Here is a 14,410-nt window from a genome sequence, read left to right on the forward strand (position 1 = left end):
CTGGTCACGGTGGAGAGCCCGGCACCCGGCGAATCGCTCGCGATTCCCGCCGAATTGCTGGCACAGGGCCTGCGTAGGCGCCACCCGGGGGCCGAGGTCTCGGTCGTCCCCCTGCCTGCGGGTGAGTACCGCATCCCGCTGGAGTCGGAGGAACGGCGGGAGCGCTCGGTGCGGGCCCTGGTCGATCGCACCCACCCCAACCGTGACGAGGCGGCCGGCCCCCGCCGCGAACTCCGCGACCTCCTGGACCACCTGACGACCGAGGCCGCCGCCGGGGGCGGGCTGGAACTCCACCTCTCCACCGGGGCGCTGCTCGGCGTTCCCCTGCCGGTCAGTCTGCTGGTCACGGTGGAGAGCCCGGCACCCGGCGAATCGCTCGCGATTCCCGCCGAATTGCTGGCACAGGGCCTGCGTAGGCGCCACCCGGGGGCCGAGGTCTCGGTCGTCCCCCTGCCTGCGGGTGAGTCCGTCCGGGTGCGACGGGAGGAGAAGCCGAAGGACGCCGAGGAGCTCGGCTACCCCGCCGACCGGCCCACCGTCGTCCTCACCCACCACCTGCCGGTCCCCGGTACCGGGGCCCACCTGCTGCTGACCTTCAGCACACCGCTGATCGAGTTGGCCGATCCCCTGATGGAGATGTGCGACGCCATCGCCGCGTCCCTGCTCTGGCGGCGCGAGGACGACGGGGAAGAGGACGGGAAGGCGAGCGGCCGATGAGCGACGACCACGACCTGAAACTCTCCCTGCACGACCTGCGCAACCTCTCCCGGATGCTCGGCATCGTGGCCGACGACTTCGAGGACGCGGAGGACCTCGCCGCCGACCGGGCCGAACACGTCGGCCACGGCGGACTCGCGGAAGCGCTGGAGGAGTTCGCGAGCAACTGGTCCAACCGCCGAGAGGACATGGTGGAGGAGATCCGGATGGCCGCGCAGTTGGCGGAGGCGGCGGAGGAGTGCTTCGGGGGCCTGGACACGGCCCTCCGGGACGCGGTCGCGGGGGAGTGCTGAGGTGACCACGGCGATCGCGACACAGGCACGCCCGCGCGACTGGACCCCCCTCACGGAGGACGGCCGCGACCCGGTCCCCGGCGACTGGGAGGAGGTCAAGGCCACCATGGAGTCCCTGCGCGCCACCGCCCGGATGATCAAACGGTGCCGGGACCTCCTGACCACGGTGGAGGAGGACTCCGAGAGCTGGAAGGGGGAGTCCGGCACGGCCTTCCGTGAGCACACCACCGGATTGGGCGACCGGGTGCACAAGGCACACGGCCGCTACGAGGTGGCGGCCGAGGCACTCGACGACTACTGGCCCGTGCTCCGGGACGCCCAGGAGGAGAGCCTGGAGTTGCGGAAGGCCGCCGTCGAGGCGCAGGAGCAGGCGGCCGAGTACGACGCGAAGGCGGAGGCGGCGGAGGATCCCGAGGCGGATTTCCACGACCGGCACGACGAGTTCGCTGCGACGGCGGACGAGGCACGGGCACGGATCGCCTCGCTGCGAGGCCGGCTCGCCGACCTCATCAGGGAGCGGGACGCTGCCGCGAACGAGGCCGCCGAGGCCATCCGCGACTTCATCGGTCGGGACGACGTCCGCAACCGCTTCTGGGACGGCAAGTGGGAGGCCATCCAGGACATTCTGGGCAAGGTGGGCGCCTGGGCGGGGATGGTGGGTGCCGTGGCCGGCCTACTCGCACTGGTGCTCGGATGGGTTCCCATCCTGGGGCAGGTTCTGGGATTGATCGCTCTTATCGGTACGGCAATCTCACTGGTCGGGAACCTTGTCAACGGGAACTGGAGAGGGGCGGCCCTGGATCTTTTGGGGATTCTTACGGTAGGTATTGGAAGGGCGGCCGGAAACCTGGTGAAAGCGACGGCCGCCGGATCAAAAGTAAAGGCATTCAGCAAGATCCGCCTGAACCGAGTTCATGGCGCGAGGCCCGCCAGAAAAGCAAAGGCAAAAGAAGTTCTGGGCGACACGCACAGCAGCCTGAAGAGAAAAGCTTCTGATTTTGATGTCAGCGCTTCCGGCTTCTCCAAAGAAGTTGTACGGGGAATTCGAAACGAGGTGACTGACGTGTGGAGGAATCCCCAAAAGAATTGGCCCGCTTTTCGTTCCTCCTTCGCCGGGTCCTCTCGTCGCCCTGGAGATCTTGTTGTCACCGCCTTTCAGTTCGGGCGAGGAAACATGGACGCAGTGCACGACCTGGCTGTTTTCAGGCGTGTCGGCTTCAATGGTGGCGGGAGCGTTCCGGAGGTCTATGTGGCAAATATGGGACAGTTGGGTATCGAAACCGGTGTGGGTGGGCTCATTGCCGGTAATACCATCAGGGAATTTGTTAGGGATTGGTAATGTCTGGGAGTTCCCCGGGTGACGAGAACAGTGGTTTCTCTTGGTTGACCGCGAGAGAGGCTCCGAGAAGTAGGTGGCGGGACAGGAGGAAGGCAAAAATTTCCTTCGATGGAGAGAGCCGCCTGGCGGTAACCACTCGTTTTCGCGAGTATGCTTGGAATATCTCTTCCGAGGGTGTGCGATCCGTGGTTCATGTCCCTCGAGAATCAACATCGGGGCAACATGAAGATCATCTGAAGGGGGTGGAGGATGAGGCGCGACATTTCGGCTGCGTGCATCTGTGCGATTCTGACGGAAAGAGCGTGTGCTGCCTGATTCCATCGGATTGGGAGTCAGGAGAAGCTGCTTTCGGTGATCGAGCGAAAGAGGTAGTTTTTCTCCGTCACCACTCTTCCGGAGGGAAAATCTTTCAGGAGAGGTCGGTTTTTCTGGAATTTTTCAGGAGTGCTGGACTTCCCGTATCAAGCGCGGACGAACCCCCACCTCCCGGTGCTGGGTGGGTCGGCAGGCTGAGGCCCGGGGCGGCATATTCGGCCACGCTTGGTGCGGTGCTTCCGACTGTATTTCTTCCGCCTGTGGCGATTGCCTTTGGACTTCTTTTCTTCATTGCGCCGATCGGATTGGGTGAGGGAAGTGGGAGTCCTGACGGCTTCTCTGTGCTAATTTTTTCCGCGATTGCATTTTCATTCGTCTTCCCCATCTTCCGGGCTTTCGTCATGTGGGTACTCAACTCCACCTTCAGCAGGAAGCGGTTTTCCCTTTCGCCAAGGTCGCATTTTGCTGTCTCTCGGGCTTTTGTGAAGAGGTCGGTCATCTTTCTGGATGAGCGAGGTGAAGTTGTCCTGCGAAATTCTGTCAATGTGGAAAGAAGGTTCCCCGGTCCCTCCAGTAGAACAACCGGGGTGAGGAATTTTAGTATTCTCAAGCACCGGGGGAAGCCCTGGGCGGTTGCGTTGGCCGATCGCAACGATGTGATTCACGCTTTCTTGCCGTGGAGGTCCTGGTTCTCGGGCGATCCGGCGCTGATCGGAATGCGAAAATTCTGTGATGATGTCGGAATCTCCACAAAAAACATCGAGGTGAAGCCCTATCACTCTTTCTCCGAAGCAGAGGATAATTCTTCGCCGTGGGGGTGGAGAAAGTATTCCGAGGCGAACAACGTCTTCTCCTTCTATTGGATTTTCCTTTTGGGTCCCACGCTGTGGTTGATTCCCATGTTGATTTTTGCCCCCAACGAGAACGGGCAGGCGTGGATTGGCTTGGCGGGAATGAGCGTTGCTGTAGCCGTCCTGGCGCTGCGCGGTATTTATCGGTATGCGTGGTTGCAGCGGCCCCTGCGTATGCCGCCGGTGTCGGAGGTGGAGTACCGGTGGGAGCGGAAACAGCGCGAACGGGAGCCGGAGGGCGATCATGGGTGAGTCCGAGTGGGAGGGTGGCTTCGACCTGCCCGACGACACGTGGGTGCTGCTGAACGTCCGGGATGACGGGGCTCCCGCCCGGGCGGCGCGGGAGGTGGCCGAGCGGGGTGGTGAACACGCCGCGTCGTACGCCGAGGCGCTGCTCCCCGAACTGGAGTCCCTCCACGCCGCCGGGCGCCGACAGGGCGCCGCGCCCTTCGCGGTGTGGGTGCCGGAGACGCCGAGACAGGCCGACCCGTTGATCCCTCTGGTCGCCTACGTCGTGCGGCAGGAGAGCCCCGACGCGGGCCGCACGGTGGAGGCCGTGGCGGAGGTGTGCCGCGAACCCGGGCCGTCCCGCCTCGGTGAGGTCGACATCCGTGAGGTGGAGCTCCCCGCGGGCCCCGCCTGCCGGGTTCGGGAACTGACCCTCGCGGCCGAGACGGACGACGGCCGGTACACGGTCGCCGAGCACGTCACCTTCTACGTTCTCGCCGAGGCCTGGCCCGAGGGCATCCTCCAGTTCAGCGTCACCTGGACCATCCCCGGCCTCGGGGACGCCTTCGCCGAGGAGGCCGACGCCATGGCCCACACCCTGTGGATGGCGCGGCGGGACTCCGGCGCCGCCCTCCGCTGAGATCCCCCGGCGGCGAGGCGCCCGATCGGGGAGCGGACGCGGGGCGTCGTGCGGCTGCCCTCGGCCGGACGAGGCGGCCGCCGAAGCCCGGAGTTCCGGCCGTTTCCCCACGGCGGACACCGACGGCCCGAAGCGAGTCCCGACCCCGGGTGGTTCACCGGAGGGGAGTCGTCCCCCTCCCCGGGAAACAGGGGCATGGATAGTGTGTGCGGGGTCCAGGGGGCTCCCGTTTCCGATCGAGGGGCCCGCCGATCGGTGTCGTCCGCACGGGAGAGCATGCATGGAGCCGAACCGGACCGTGGAGCCCGGGGAAGCCGCCTCCGGGGAAACCGACTCCGTGGAACACGACGCCACGGTCGTACCGGCACCCGGGGGATACCGTCTCGTCACGCCCACGGACTGGTTCCGCATCCCGCTGACCGACGAGGGGCGGCGCGACCGCTCGGTGCGTGCCCTGGTCGACCGCACCTGTCCCGACCGGGACGGGGACGTGATGCGTCGCCGGGAGTTGACGGAGTTCATCGGGGACCTCGCGCGGCGGGGAGCCGAACAGGACGGCGTGGAGCTGTACCTCTCCACCCAGACCGTGTTGGACGTACCGGTCCCGGCCTCCCTGCTCGTCTCCCTGGAGGTCGACGACCGGCCCCGGCCCCTGCCGATGCCGCACGACCTCCTGGCCGCCGGGCTCCGGGAGAAGTACGCCGGCGCGGATGTCTCGATCGTGGGCCTTCCGGCGGGGACGGCCGTGCGCTGTCGGCGCGAGGACACCTCGGGGCGGATCCAGGAGGTCGGTGCCGACCCCGCCCGTCCGGGCACCCTCCTGGAGTACTACGTGCAGGTTCCCGACACCGGTGTCCACCTGGTGCTCAGCTTCAACACCCCGTTGGCGGAGCTGGCGGATGCCCTGGTGGAGATGTTCGACGCCATCGCCCGCTCGCTCCGCTGGAACCGGGGCACCTGACTCCCCCGTCCCCGTTGGGGAGCACCGGGAATCGCCTTCCGTCACAAGGACATCCGGAGGAGACATGGGGGACGGGGATCCCGACCTGTTGGTGAAGTTCGAGAGGGTCCGGGAGCTCGGGAGAAAGTTGCGGTTCGTCGCCACCGAGTTCGAGAACTCGGAGTCCATCGCCTCCGACTACGCGGAGGAGGCCGGTCACGACGGCCTGGCGCACGAGCTGGAGCAGTTCGCCGAGAACTGGTCGAAGAAGCGCCGTCAGGTCATCGACGCCGTCGGCTCCTTCGCCGACATCGTCGATTCGGCGGAGGAGGCGTTCGGCGGCCTGGACACCGAGCTGTACAAGGCTTTGACGGGGGAGATCTGATGGGGAGCGTGCGTCCGCGCGACTGGGAACCCCTGACCGATGACGGCCGGGACCCGGTCCCCGGGGACTGGGAGGCGATCAAGGAGGCGGCGGCCCGGTACCGGCGCACCGCCACCATGATCGGCGAGTGCGGTGACCTGCTCGACGAACTCGGTGAGGACGGCGAGAGCTGGAAGGGCAAGGCCGGCGACGCGGTGCGCGAGGAGGCCACCGACCTGGCCGCCAACATCCGGCGCGTCTGGGGCCGGTACAACGCCGCCGCCAACGCCCTGGCCGAGTACTGGCCGGAGCTGGAGGAGGCGCAGGAGGAGAGCCTGGAGCTGCGGCGGGCGGCCCGGACCGCGCAGGGCACGATCGGCTACTACGAGCCGAAGGTCGAGGCGGCCGAGGACGAGGACGCCGAGGACCACGACCGCCTCGACCACTACGAGGAGCGGCTCGACGAGGCGCGGGAGGAACTCGCCGCCGCGCGCGCCCGCCTGGGGGAGGTGGTCTCGGAGGTCAACCGGGCGGCGGAGAAGGCCGCCGAGGCCATCGGCGACTTCATCGGCGGCGACCAGGTCAAGGACCATTGGACCGACGGCTTCAAGAACGCCCTGACCTCGCTGAAGAACGCGTTGATCGTGCTGGGGGAGATCGCGGGGTGGGTGGCCGCGATCGCGGGGATCGCCGCCCTGCTGGTCGGGTGGATCCCCGTCATCGGCCAGGCATTGGCGGCGGTGCTCGGTGTGATCGCCCTGGTCGCCACCCTCTTCTCCCTGGTGGGGAACATCCTCAAGGGCAACTGGGCGGGGGTTGCCCTCGACGTGGTGGGTCTGTTGACCTTCGGCATCGGCCGGGCCGTGGGGGCGGGCATCAAGGCGGCCGGGGCCTCCTCCAAGTGGACCGCCTTCCGCAGCCTCCGGGCCCAGTTGCAGTTCGGCAACCGAACGGCACGGGTCGCCAGGGCGGAGAGCATCATGGGCGCCCCCATGAACCGCCTCCGTCACGCGGCGGGTAACACCGCATCCCCGCCCTCGGGGCCGTCCGGGTGGGCGCGTGAGGCGTTCGGGGGGCTGGGAACCGAGTTCCGGCAGGGGGTTTCCACGATCTTCAGCCGCCAGAGCTACGCGAACGTGTTCTCCGGGGCCCCTACCCAGGGGACGCGGGCTCGGCTGCACCAGGTCTTCGCGAACCCGGACGCGGCTGCCGACGCCTCGGTGCTCGCCGGGGCGAGAGCGGCGGGAGCCGACGCGGGATCGGCCTTCACGAACATGAGCAACGCCCAGCTCGGGGCCCAGGTCACCGGGGCGGGCGGCCTGGGGGTCACGGCGGCCACCCAGCTCGACTCGTTCTCCGTGGCGGCGAGTCAGATGGGCCCGCTCTCCATCACCGACAACCCGGTGATCGGCGATGTCGTCCCCACCGGGGACTTCACCCCCGCCCCGGGGGAGGCGGAGAAGTCGGACGTGTGTGTGCCGTGAGCGGTGACCCCCCGACGGGTGTGACGGGGCCGGGTGAGGGACGGGCCGTGCTCCGTGCGGGTGAACGACCGGTGGTGCGGTGGCGCGACCTGCGCCGCGCCCGGGTGGAGGTGGTGAACGGGCGCCTGCGTGTCGACACCCGTTGGCGCGGGCGTTCCTGGCCACTGGGGTCCGACGGGGTGGCGTCCGCCACGATCTCCTCCCGGCCGTGCGCCACCGCCGCCCGGGCCCGGGACGTCACCTCCGGATGCGTCCATCTGTGCGATGCCTCGGAACGGGTTCTGGCGTGCCTGCTCCCGACCGACTGGGCGCCGAACGGTGAGGGTCCCGTCCCGGTGGACCTGGCCGGCACCCGGGGGATCGGGTTCGCCCACCCCCGGAGTGCCGAATGTCCGGACCTCACCGGGCTGCGCGATTTCCTGGACCACCACCGCGTTCCGTGGCGGCGGGTCGAGGAGCAGCCGGTCGTCCCTCCCCGGAGCGCGGTCGTGCGGCCCGGCCCGAGGGCACCGGTGTCGAACCGACTCAGGTCGGTTTCGTGCGCGATTCCGGTGCTCTCGCTTCCGGCAGTCCTGATCCTCATGGCGATCACCAGGCCCCGGCGGGGTGTTTTCGGACCGGAGCGGGAAGCGGCGTTGTGGATCTGCATCGGCGCCTTCCTGCTGGTCACGGGCTTGGTGGTCGGAGGTGCGATGTGGTCCGCCGTCGTGGGGTGGAGACCTTTGACGGTTTCCCGACGCGCTCGCCGGGCCGGGGGCGGGGCCGTGCTCCGTCCCGTTCCCGGCACGCCGGTCAGCCGGGCATTCCTCCGCCGCGCCCGGGTGGTGTGGGACGGGGAGGAACTGTGGCAGCAGACGGCCGGGCTCGTACGACGGCGGGTGCGGGGGCCGGGGGACCCGGTCCTCGGTGTGCGGAGGGCCCTCCTCGTCAAGGGCGAGGGGAGACACCGGGGGGTGGCCTTCGTCGACGACCGGGAGACGGTGCTGCTGTTCCTGCCGTGGTCCACGTGGTTCGCCGGTGATCCCTCCCTGAGCGGACTGCGGGAGTTCTGCGACGTGCTCGGGATACGCATCGCGAAAACCGAACGCCCCATGCCCCGTGGTGGACCGAACGGGCCCCGTGACCCGGACGCCCGTCGCCGCCGCTCGACCGATTACACCGGGCCGGACCCCGAACAGGCGGGCGGGATCGGTATCTCGGCGATCGGCAGGCCGCACGCCCTGGTGCTCTCGGGGGCGCCGTTGCCGATCGTCCTGATGTGGGCTTTCGGGCACGCCACCGCTCTCCAGGTGATGGTGGTGACCGCCACCGCGTTGACGGTCGTCGGGGTCATCGGGGTGCGAGGGATGCTGCGTCACCTGTGGTGGGGTCGGATGATTCGGGCGGAGGCCCCGGAGTCGCCGGTTGTGCGACCCCGAAGGCGAGCCGCCGGGAAAGGAGTGGGATGAGCAAGTGGGCCGCCGGGTTCGACCTCCCGGATGAGCAGTGGATGGTTCTTGACGCGCACGAACGCGGGGCCGCGAAGGCCGCCGCCCGAGTCGTGGCCGAAAGGGGCGGTAAGGAGAACAAGGCCTACGCCCGCCTCTTGCTGCCCGAATTTCGCGAAATCTGCGACCAGGGGGTGAGGCTTTCGGCTGGGCCGATGGCGGTGATGGTGCCCACAATTCCTTTGGAACGCCGCCCGTTGATTCCGGTCATCGCTTACGTGGCACCCCAACTGCCCCCGGAGGCGGGACGCTCCATGGAGGCGGTCAAGGAGGTGGTGGGCGTGACCCACCCCTACCACACGAAACCTCCCGAGCTCACCGAGGTGGAGTTGCCGCTGGGGCCGGCCTGCCGCCTGCAGGAGGTGGTTTCCGAGGGGGAAGGCCCGGATGGTCGGCCGACGCTGCGCGAGCAGATCTGTTGGTTCGTGCTCCCGGAACAGTTTCCGGACGACGTGCTGGAGTTCACGGTCTTCTGGTCCGATCTCGCCTCGGGGCCGGTGGTGGAGGAGATGGCCGAGCGGATGGCCGCGAGTCTCGGTCTGCGCGAGGTGCCCTGAGCGCGGAACGGCCCGGGGGAGCGCCCCGTACGGCTCCGCTCCCCGGGGCACGGGGCACGGGGCCGGCGACGAACCCCGTTCGTGACCGGTTTCGCCGACGAACCGGCGGGTCGGCGTCGCGTTCGACGCCCCGGATCGCCCCTTCGCACATACATCGGGACGACATGTGTGCCGAAGTCCCGGATCGGGGCAGGCGAGGGGCGGGGGAAGCCGAAGGGATGACGACATGACCGAGTGGACGGCCGGTTTCGAGTTGCCGGACGAGCAGTGGGTGTTCCTCGACGCGCGCGCGGTGGACGGGCCGGAGGACGCCGCCCGCCGAATCGCCGACCGGGGCGGGGAGTTGGACCACGCCTACGCGGCCTCGGTCCTGCCCGAGCTGCGGGTGCTGTGCGAGCAGGCGGCGCAGTTGGGCGCGGGGCCCGTCGCGGCCCTGGTGCCGATGGTGCCGCGGGTGGCCCGTCCGCTGGTGCCGGCGACCGCCCGGGTGGTGCCGCAACTGCCGCCGGAGGCCGGGCGGTCCACGGCGGCGATCGCCGAGGTGGTGGGTGCGCAACAGCCCTATCATTACCTCCCGCCGGAGGTGACGGAGGTCGCGCTGCCGCTGGGGCCCGGGTGCCGGACCTACGAGGTGGTGTTCGACGGCGAGGGCGCGGACGGACGGCCCGCGCTGCGCGAGAGCATCAGTTGGTTCGTGCTGCCGGAGCACTACCCCGAGGGCGTGCTCGAGTTCACCGTCACCTGGCCGGGCGAGGCGGCCGGGCCGGAGATGCTGGAGATCGCCGCGGGCATGGTCGCGACGCTGGCTCTCCGTCCCGCCGGAGCCCTGGCCTGACGGACCGCTCCCGGTCACCGGCCGCCGGGAGGACGAGAGGGCCGGGACCCCGCGTGGTGATGCCCGGCCGACGGAGCCGAAGAGGCCGGAGAGGAACCACATGACGACGGGCCCGGAGACGGTGGAGTTCGACGAGACGCAGATCGGCCGGGGGCTCAAGCCGGTGGCCCAGCACGGTCGGGTGGTCGTCGCGAACGGTGTGGTGGAGCTGTACGGGGATGCCGGCGAGCCGGTGGACCGGGCGCCCGCCGCCGAGGTGACGGCCAGGCCGATGGCGGTGACCTTCGGCCAGAACCTCGCGCTGACGATGAACGGCACCCGCTGGAACCTCTCGCCCGGTTGGGGCCGGCACGTGGGACGGCCCTCGGCGATGTGGGCGATGTTCGGCATCCGCCGGCAGGTGAAGGCGCTGCACGCCGCCATCGAGGCGCACGCCGGGCGCACCCCCGCCGGCTGATCGGGTCGCCCGTGGTTTCCGGACCGAAAACAACGGTAAGCAGTTGATCCAGGCCCGTACCCGGGGCGGCTGCCTCAAGGCGGCCGGCTGGACGTCGGTCGCCGTTTTCCGTGATCCCGGTACGTGGGATGCGAGGTCAGCGGCGGTGCCGCCAGTGGTGCTCGTCGTTCTCGGCGGTGATGCGGGTGGAGGTTTCCTCGCCGAGCCGGACGTGGATGCCGAGGGTGGCCAGGTGCCGGTGGCGGGACCCGGCCTGGAGTTCGGCGGCACTGCGTCCCTTGGCGGCCAGGCGGGTCAGCCCGGAGTGGCGCAGCTGATGGGGGGTCGGGCTGAGGATCTCCTCGGCGCGGGCGCAGGTCTCGTAGAGCATCCGCCACAGCACCCGCTCGCGCAGCGGGTTGCGGTCGGCGGTGAACAGTCGATCGAGCCGGGCGCGGGGGATGGCCTTGTCCCGGGTCCGGGTGACCTTGCGGCGGACCTTGCGGCGTTCCAGACGTCGGCCGGGGTCGGTGGCCGGCCAGTCCTGGCGGCGGCAGTCGGCGCTGCACGAGGTCAGCGCCGACAGGTGCTTGTTCCAGGTGTTCGCGGCACCCTGATCCCCACGGGCCATCGTCTGCTCGTAAAGCTCCGGGGTGAGCGCGGCGACCGGCACCTGATCCCCGGTGGTCTCGCGATGACCGCGCGCTCGGCCATCGACCCGTAAGTGCCGTTCAGGGACATGAAGTACCGGAGCCGGCCGTCGGCGTCACGGCCGACGCCGTCGATGCCCGGCACGAGCGGCAGGCCGGAGCCGGCACTGGTGTAGTGCGACCCGCCGGCCTGCATGCGGACCCGAGGATGCAGGCCGGCAGCCAGCACCTCGACGACGATCTCGTGCTCGCCGGCCGGCTTCGGGTCGGAGAACTCCAGGTATCGAGGGGCTGTGCCGTATGCGATGACGACCGCTGCTTTCACGACCGGTCCGCCTTCTCCAGGAGCGCGGCCAGATCGGCGGCGGAGGCGGGGCGGCCGGGGGCGGCGAACATGCCGTCCGGATCGAGATGGGCCAGTTGCGCGGGCGTGCCCGGCGCGAACCGGCGGCTCTCGGCGAGCGGTCCCACGTCGTAGGCGTCGAAGCCGAGGGAGTCGATCAGGGTGGCGACCGCCGCCTTGGCCGCCGCGGAGTCGCCCGCGATGGGCACGGCGCTGCGGTCGGGCGCGCCGACCGGGCGGGCGAGTTGCGGCAGGTGTCGGAAGAACACGGTGCTGAACGCCTTGACCACGTATGCGCCCCGGAGGTGTGCCTGCAACAGCAGATGCGGCGGGGTATCGCCGGCCTCGATCTCGGGGACGGCGCCCTGGCGTGCCGGGTCGTAGTTGAGGGTGTCGATGACGACCCGGCCGTGCAGCGCTTCGACCGGCACCTGCCGGTAGGCGCGGACCGGGATGGTCACGACGACCAGGTCACCGGCGGCCGCAGCCTCGGTGGTGGTCGCCGCGCGGGCCCGGGAACCCAGCCGAGCCGCCGTCTCCCGCAGGCTCTCCGGTCCGCGGCTGTTGCTCAGCACGATGTCGTGCCCGGCAGCGACGGCCAGCTGCGCGAGCGCACCGCCGATCCGTCCGCTGCCGATGAAACCAATCGTTGTCATGAGCCGAACCTAAGCCGCCCCGGCCGTACCTTCTATGCTGGAAAATCCGTCGTTTGTTCGCGATCGTCCGGAGGTGTGGTGGATCCCCTGAGCGAGGTACTGGCGCTGCTGAAGCCCCGCAGCTACATCACCGCCGGATTCGACGCCGGCGGTGACTGGGCGCTGGAACTCGACGACCTGACCGGCCGGATCAAGTGCTACGCGGTCGTCAAGGGCGCCTGCTGGCTGACGATCGACGGCGAAGCGCCGGTGCCCATCCCGCAAGGCGCCTGTTTCGTGCTACCCACCGGCCGGACCGCCGTCATCGGCAGCGCAGCGCACGTCGAACCGGTGCGCTCCTCCGTGGTGCTCGACCCCGACCGCAGCGGGCAGGTCGTCACCTACAACGGGGGCGGTGACGTCTATCTGGTGGGCAGCCGCTTCGAAGCCGGCAGCCCGCACGTCGAACCACTGCTGCACAACCTGCCCCCGCTCATGGTGGTCAAGACCTCCGACGACCGCGCCCGGTTGCGCTGGTCGATCGAGCTGATGATGGAGGAGTTCCGCGAGTCCCGCCCCGGCTCGGCCCTGATAGTCCAGCAACTCGCGCACATGATGCTGGTCCAGGCGCTGCGCCTCCACCTGGCCGCGCCGGCCCGTGACGGCGTCGGCTGGTTCGCCGCACTCGCCGACCCACAGGTGCATGCCGCGCTCGCCGCGATGCACGCCGACCCCGCCCATCCCTGGACCGTCCGGGAACTCGCCACGACCGCCGGCATGTCCCGCACCACCTTCGCCGAGCGCTTCCGGGCCCGCGCCGGCCAGACCCCGATCGCCTACCTGGCCCGGTGGCGCATGATGCTCGCCGCCGAGCGCCTCCAGCACAGCGACGACACCATCGCCCGGATCGCCGGCTCCCTGGGATACGAGTCCGAACACGCCTTCAGCACCGCGTTCAAACGCATCATGGGTACGCCTCCGCGACGCTACGCCGCATCAGTGAGCGGGAACGGCTCCGCCGATAACGCGCAATGCCCCCCGCCGGGGTGGTGATAGGCACTCCGACAAAAGACGGGCAGCCGGGGCCCTGCCCGCGGGCGCGGGCGTCGCCGGGCTCTACCGGCCCCCGCCGACGTCCGCGCCCGACCCCCGCCGGAGGACCGGGGCCGGGCACGGGCGCGGGGCGGGTCAGGCGTTGGGCGCCACGTCGGTGCCGGCGCCCCGTCGACGCACCGCCACCAGGTCCGTGCGCGGTTCGGTCCGGTGCTCCGGCAGCGTCTCGGTTCCGGCGCCCTCCACCTCGAACCCGGCGTCCGCGATCATCTCCAGGTCCGCCTTCCCCGCCTGGCCCTCGCTGGTGAGGTAGTCGCCCAGGAAGATGGAGTTGGCCACGTGCAGGGCCAGCGGCTGGAGGCCGCGCAGGTGCACCTCGCGTCCACCGGCCAGCCGCACCTCCGCGTCCGGGCAGACGAACCGCACCATGGCCAGGATGCGCAGCGCCCGCAGCGGTGTCAGCTCCCACCGTTCGGCCAGCGGCGTGCCCTCGAAGGGGATGAGGAAGTTCACCGGCACGGAGTCCGGGTCCAGGGCGCGCAGTTCCAGGGCGACGTCCACGAGGTCCGCGTCGCTCTCGCCCATGCCGGCGATCAGGCCGGAGCAGGCGGACAACCCGGCGCCCCGGGCCATGCCGACGGTCTCCTTGCGGTCCTCGTAGCCGTGGGTGGTGCAGATCTCCCCGTACATCTCCTCGGAGGTGTTGAGGTTGTGGTTGTAGGCGTCGGCGCCGGCGTCGCGCAGTCGCTCGGCCTGGCCGGGGGAGAGCAGTCCGAGGCAGGCGCAGACCTCGACCTGCGGGTGCTCCTCCTTGATGGCCTCCACGGTGCCGGAGACCCGGTCGATGTCGCGGTCGGTGGGGCCGCGCCCGCTGGCCACCAGGCAGACCCGCTTGGCGCCGCCCGCGACCCCCGCACCCGCCGCACGGGCGGCCTCCTCCGGCTTGAGCCAGGTGTACTTGAGGATCTCCGCCTTCGAGCCGAGCCGCTGGGAGCAGTAGCCGCAGTCCTCGGGGCAGAGACCGGACTTGAGGTTCACCAGGTAGTTGAGCTTGACCCGGCGGCCGAACCACTGGCGGCGCACCCGACCGGCCGCCGCGACGACGTCCAGGGTGTCCGCGTCGTCGATCGCGAGGACGGCCAACGCCTCCTCGCGGGTCGCCGACTCGCCCCGGCGGCCCTTCGCGACCAGGGTTTCCAGCAGGGCGTGCGGGTCGGTGGGCGCGGGGGCGCCGGTGTCGGTG

At 69.8% G+C, this 14,410-nt stretch carries 18 protein-coding genes; 13 read left to right on the top strand and 5 right to left on the bottom strand.

What is annotated here, in order from left to right; genetic code table 11:
• The 3 genes from FOE67_RS04110 to FOE67_RS04120 form a co-directional block, all read left to right on the top strand.
• A partial coding sequence (locus FOE67_RS04110; protein WP_182660490.1) for a hypothetical protein occupies positions 1–717 on the top strand: 717 nt, incomplete at its 5' end.
• On the top strand, positions 714–1,010 hold the full coding sequence (locus FOE67_RS04115) for a hypothetical protein (RefSeq protein WP_182660492.1): 297 nt from the start codon (positions 714–716) through the stop codon (positions 1,008–1,010). The genes FOE67_RS04110 and FOE67_RS04115, both read left to right, overlap by 4 nt.
• A gap of 1 nt (position 1,011) precedes the next feature.
• Positions 1,012–2,349, top strand: a complete 1,338-nt coding sequence (locus FOE67_RS04120) for a putative T7SS-secreted protein (RefSeq protein ID WP_182660494.1) — start codon at positions 1,012–1,014, stop codon at positions 2,347–2,349.
• A 409-nt stretch (positions 2,350–2,758) separates the two neighbouring features.
• Here FOE67_RS04120 and FOE67_RS04125 read toward each other — a convergent pair whose 3' ends face one another.
• On the bottom strand, positions 2,759–3,163 hold the full coding sequence (locus FOE67_RS04125; RefSeq protein ID WP_182660495.1) for a hypothetical protein: 405 nt from the start codon (positions 3,161–3,163) through the stop codon (positions 2,759–2,761).
• A 139-nt stretch (positions 3,164–3,302) separates the two neighbouring features.
• On the opposite strand from FOE67_RS04125, the gene FOE67_RS04130 reads away from it, so the two are divergent.
• The 9 genes from FOE67_RS04130 (at position 3,303) to FOE67_RS04170 (ending at position 10,507) form a co-directional block, all read left to right on the top strand.
• A complete protein-coding gene (locus tag FOE67_RS04130) occupies positions 3,303–3,767 on the top strand; it encodes a hypothetical protein (protein WP_182660497.1) in 465 nt (154 codons plus the stop codon).
• Positions 3,760–4,383 carry a hypothetical protein gene (locus tag FOE67_RS04135; protein ID WP_182660499.1) on the top strand — a complete coding sequence of 208 codons (624 nt, stop codon included), beginning with the start codon at positions 3,760–3,762 and terminating at the stop codon, positions 4,381–4,383. The genes FOE67_RS04130 and FOE67_RS04135 overlap by 8 nt, the downstream gene beginning before the upstream one ends.
• Before the next feature lie 280 nt (positions 4,384–4,663).
• Positions 4,664–5,344 (top strand): hypothetical protein, encoded by a 681-nt coding sequence (locus tag FOE67_RS04140; protein ID WP_182660500.1) that lies wholly within the window; start codon positions 4,664–4,666, stop codon positions 5,342–5,344.
• Positions 5,345–5,408: 64 nt separating this feature from the next.
• Entirely contained in the window at positions 5,409–5,708 is a 300-nt protein-coding gene (locus FOE67_RS04145; protein ID WP_182660502.1) for a hypothetical protein, read from the top strand.
• Positions 5,708–7,171 (top strand): WXG100 family type VII secretion target, encoded by a 1,464-nt coding sequence (locus FOE67_RS04150; RefSeq protein ID WP_182660504.1) that lies wholly within the window; start codon positions 5,708–5,710, stop codon positions 7,169–7,171. Before FOE67_RS04145 ends, FOE67_RS04150 begins: the two co-directional genes overlap by 1 nt.
• Positions 7,172–7,218: 47 nt before the next feature.
• A complete protein-coding gene (locus FOE67_RS04155; RefSeq protein WP_182660506.1) occupies positions 7,219–8,619 on the top strand; it encodes a hypothetical protein in 1,401 nt (466 codons plus the stop codon).
• Positions 8,616–9,215, top strand: coding sequence for a hypothetical protein (locus FOE67_RS04160; RefSeq protein WP_182660508.1), 600 nt, complete (start codon positions 8,616–8,618; stop codon positions 9,213–9,215). Before FOE67_RS04155 ends, FOE67_RS04160 begins: the two co-directional genes overlap by 4 nt.
• A 226-nt stretch (positions 9,216–9,441) precedes the next feature.
• The gene (locus tag FOE67_RS04165; protein WP_182660510.1) at positions 9,442–10,050 is read left to right on the top strand and encodes a hypothetical protein; all 609 of its coding nucleotides are present in this window, start codon (positions 9,442–9,444) and stop codon (positions 10,048–10,050) included.
• A gap of 100 nt (positions 10,051–10,150) precedes the next feature.
• A complete protein-coding gene (locus tag FOE67_RS04170; protein WP_182660512.1) occupies positions 10,151–10,507 on the top strand; it encodes a hypothetical protein in 357 nt (118 codons plus the stop codon).
• A 136-nt stretch (positions 10,508–10,643) separates the two neighbouring features.
• On the opposite strand, the gene FOE67_RS04175 is transcribed toward FOE67_RS04170, so the two are convergent.
• Genes FOE67_RS04175 through FOE67_RS04185 form a run of 3 tightly spaced genes read right to left on the bottom strand, consistent with a single transcriptional unit; the run spans position 10,644 to position 12,135 of the window.
• A complete protein-coding gene (locus FOE67_RS04175; RefSeq protein ID WP_228473528.1) occupies positions 10,644–11,117 on the bottom strand; it encodes a tyrosine-type recombinase/integrase in 474 nt (157 codons plus the stop codon).
• Positions 11,060–11,461, bottom strand: coding sequence for a zinc-binding alcohol dehydrogenase family protein (locus FOE67_RS28840; RefSeq protein WP_182660517.1), 402 nt, complete (start codon positions 11,459–11,461; stop codon positions 11,060–11,062). The genes FOE67_RS04175 and FOE67_RS28840 overlap by 58 nt, the downstream gene beginning before the upstream one ends.
• Positions 11,458–12,135, bottom strand: a complete 678-nt coding sequence (locus FOE67_RS04185) for an NADPH-dependent F420 reductase (protein ID WP_182660519.1) — start codon at positions 12,133–12,135, stop codon at positions 11,458–11,460. The genes FOE67_RS28840 and FOE67_RS04185 overlap by 4 nt, the downstream gene beginning before the upstream one ends.
• A 75-nt stretch (positions 12,136–12,210) precedes the next feature.
• On the opposite strand from FOE67_RS04185, the gene FOE67_RS04190 reads away from it, so the two are divergent.
• Positions 12,211–13,167, top strand: a complete 957-nt coding sequence (locus FOE67_RS04190; protein WP_323384193.1) for an AraC family transcriptional regulator — start codon at positions 12,211–12,213, stop codon at positions 13,165–13,167.
• Between the two features lie 135 nt (positions 13,168–13,302).
• On the opposite strand, the gene bioB is transcribed toward FOE67_RS04190, so the two are convergent.
• Positions 13,303–14,370 (bottom strand): biotin synthase BioB, encoded by a 1,068-nt coding sequence (gene bioB / locus FOE67_RS04195; RefSeq protein WP_182660523.1) that lies wholly within the window; start codon positions 14,368–14,370, stop codon positions 13,303–13,305.
• Positions 14,371–14,410: the final 40 nt, after the last annotated feature.

It is taken from the genome of Streptomyces calidiresistens, from assembly GCF_014141525.1.
In the GTDB taxonomy this organism is placed as follows: Bacteria; Actinomycetota; Actinomycetes; order Streptomycetales; family Streptomycetaceae; genus Streptomyces; species Streptomyces calidiresistens.

What these genes read in the sequence shown, in the direction of transcription:
- FOE67_RS04115 (WP_182660492.1), top strand. Translation starts at nt 714, where the DNA reads ATGAGCGACGACCACGACCTGAAACTCTCCCTGCACGACCTGCGCAAC.
- FOE67_RS04125 (WP_182660495.1), bottom strand. Translation starts at nt 3,163, where the DNA reads ATGACCGACCTCTTCACAAAAGCCCGAGAGACAGCAAAATGCGACCTT.
- FOE67_RS04135 (WP_182660499.1), top strand. Translation starts at nt 3,760, where the DNA reads ATGGGTGAGTCCGAGTGGGAGGGTGGCTTCGACCTGCCCGACGACACG.
- FOE67_RS04140 (WP_182660500.1), top strand. Translation starts at nt 4,664, where the DNA reads ATGGAGCCGAACCGGACCGTGGAGCCCGGGGAAGCCGCCTCCGGGGAA.
- FOE67_RS04145 (WP_182660502.1), top strand. Translation starts at nt 5,409, where the DNA reads ATGGGGGACGGGGATCCCGACCTGTTGGTGAAGTTCGAGAGGGTCCGG.
- FOE67_RS04150 (WP_182660504.1), top strand. Translation starts at nt 5,708, where the DNA reads ATGGGGAGCGTGCGTCCGCGCGACTGGGAACCCCTGACCGATGACGGC.
- FOE67_RS04160 (WP_182660508.1), top strand. Translation starts at nt 8,616, where the DNA reads ATGAGCAAGTGGGCCGCCGGGTTCGACCTCCCGGATGAGCAGTGGATG.
- FOE67_RS04165 (WP_182660510.1), top strand. Translation starts at nt 9,442, where the DNA reads ATGACCGAGTGGACGGCCGGTTTCGAGTTGCCGGACGAGCAGTGGGTG.
- FOE67_RS04170 (WP_182660512.1), top strand. Translation starts at nt 10,151, where the DNA reads ATGACGACGGGCCCGGAGACGGTGGAGTTCGACGAGACGCAGATCGGC.
- FOE67_RS04175 (WP_228473528.1), bottom strand. Translation starts at nt 11,117, where the DNA reads ATGGCCCGTGGGGATCAGGGTGCCGCGAACACCTGGAACAAGCACCTG.
- FOE67_RS04185 (WP_182660519.1), bottom strand. Translation starts at nt 12,135, where the DNA reads ATGACAACGATTGGTTTCATCGGCAGCGGACGGATCGGCGGTGCGCTC.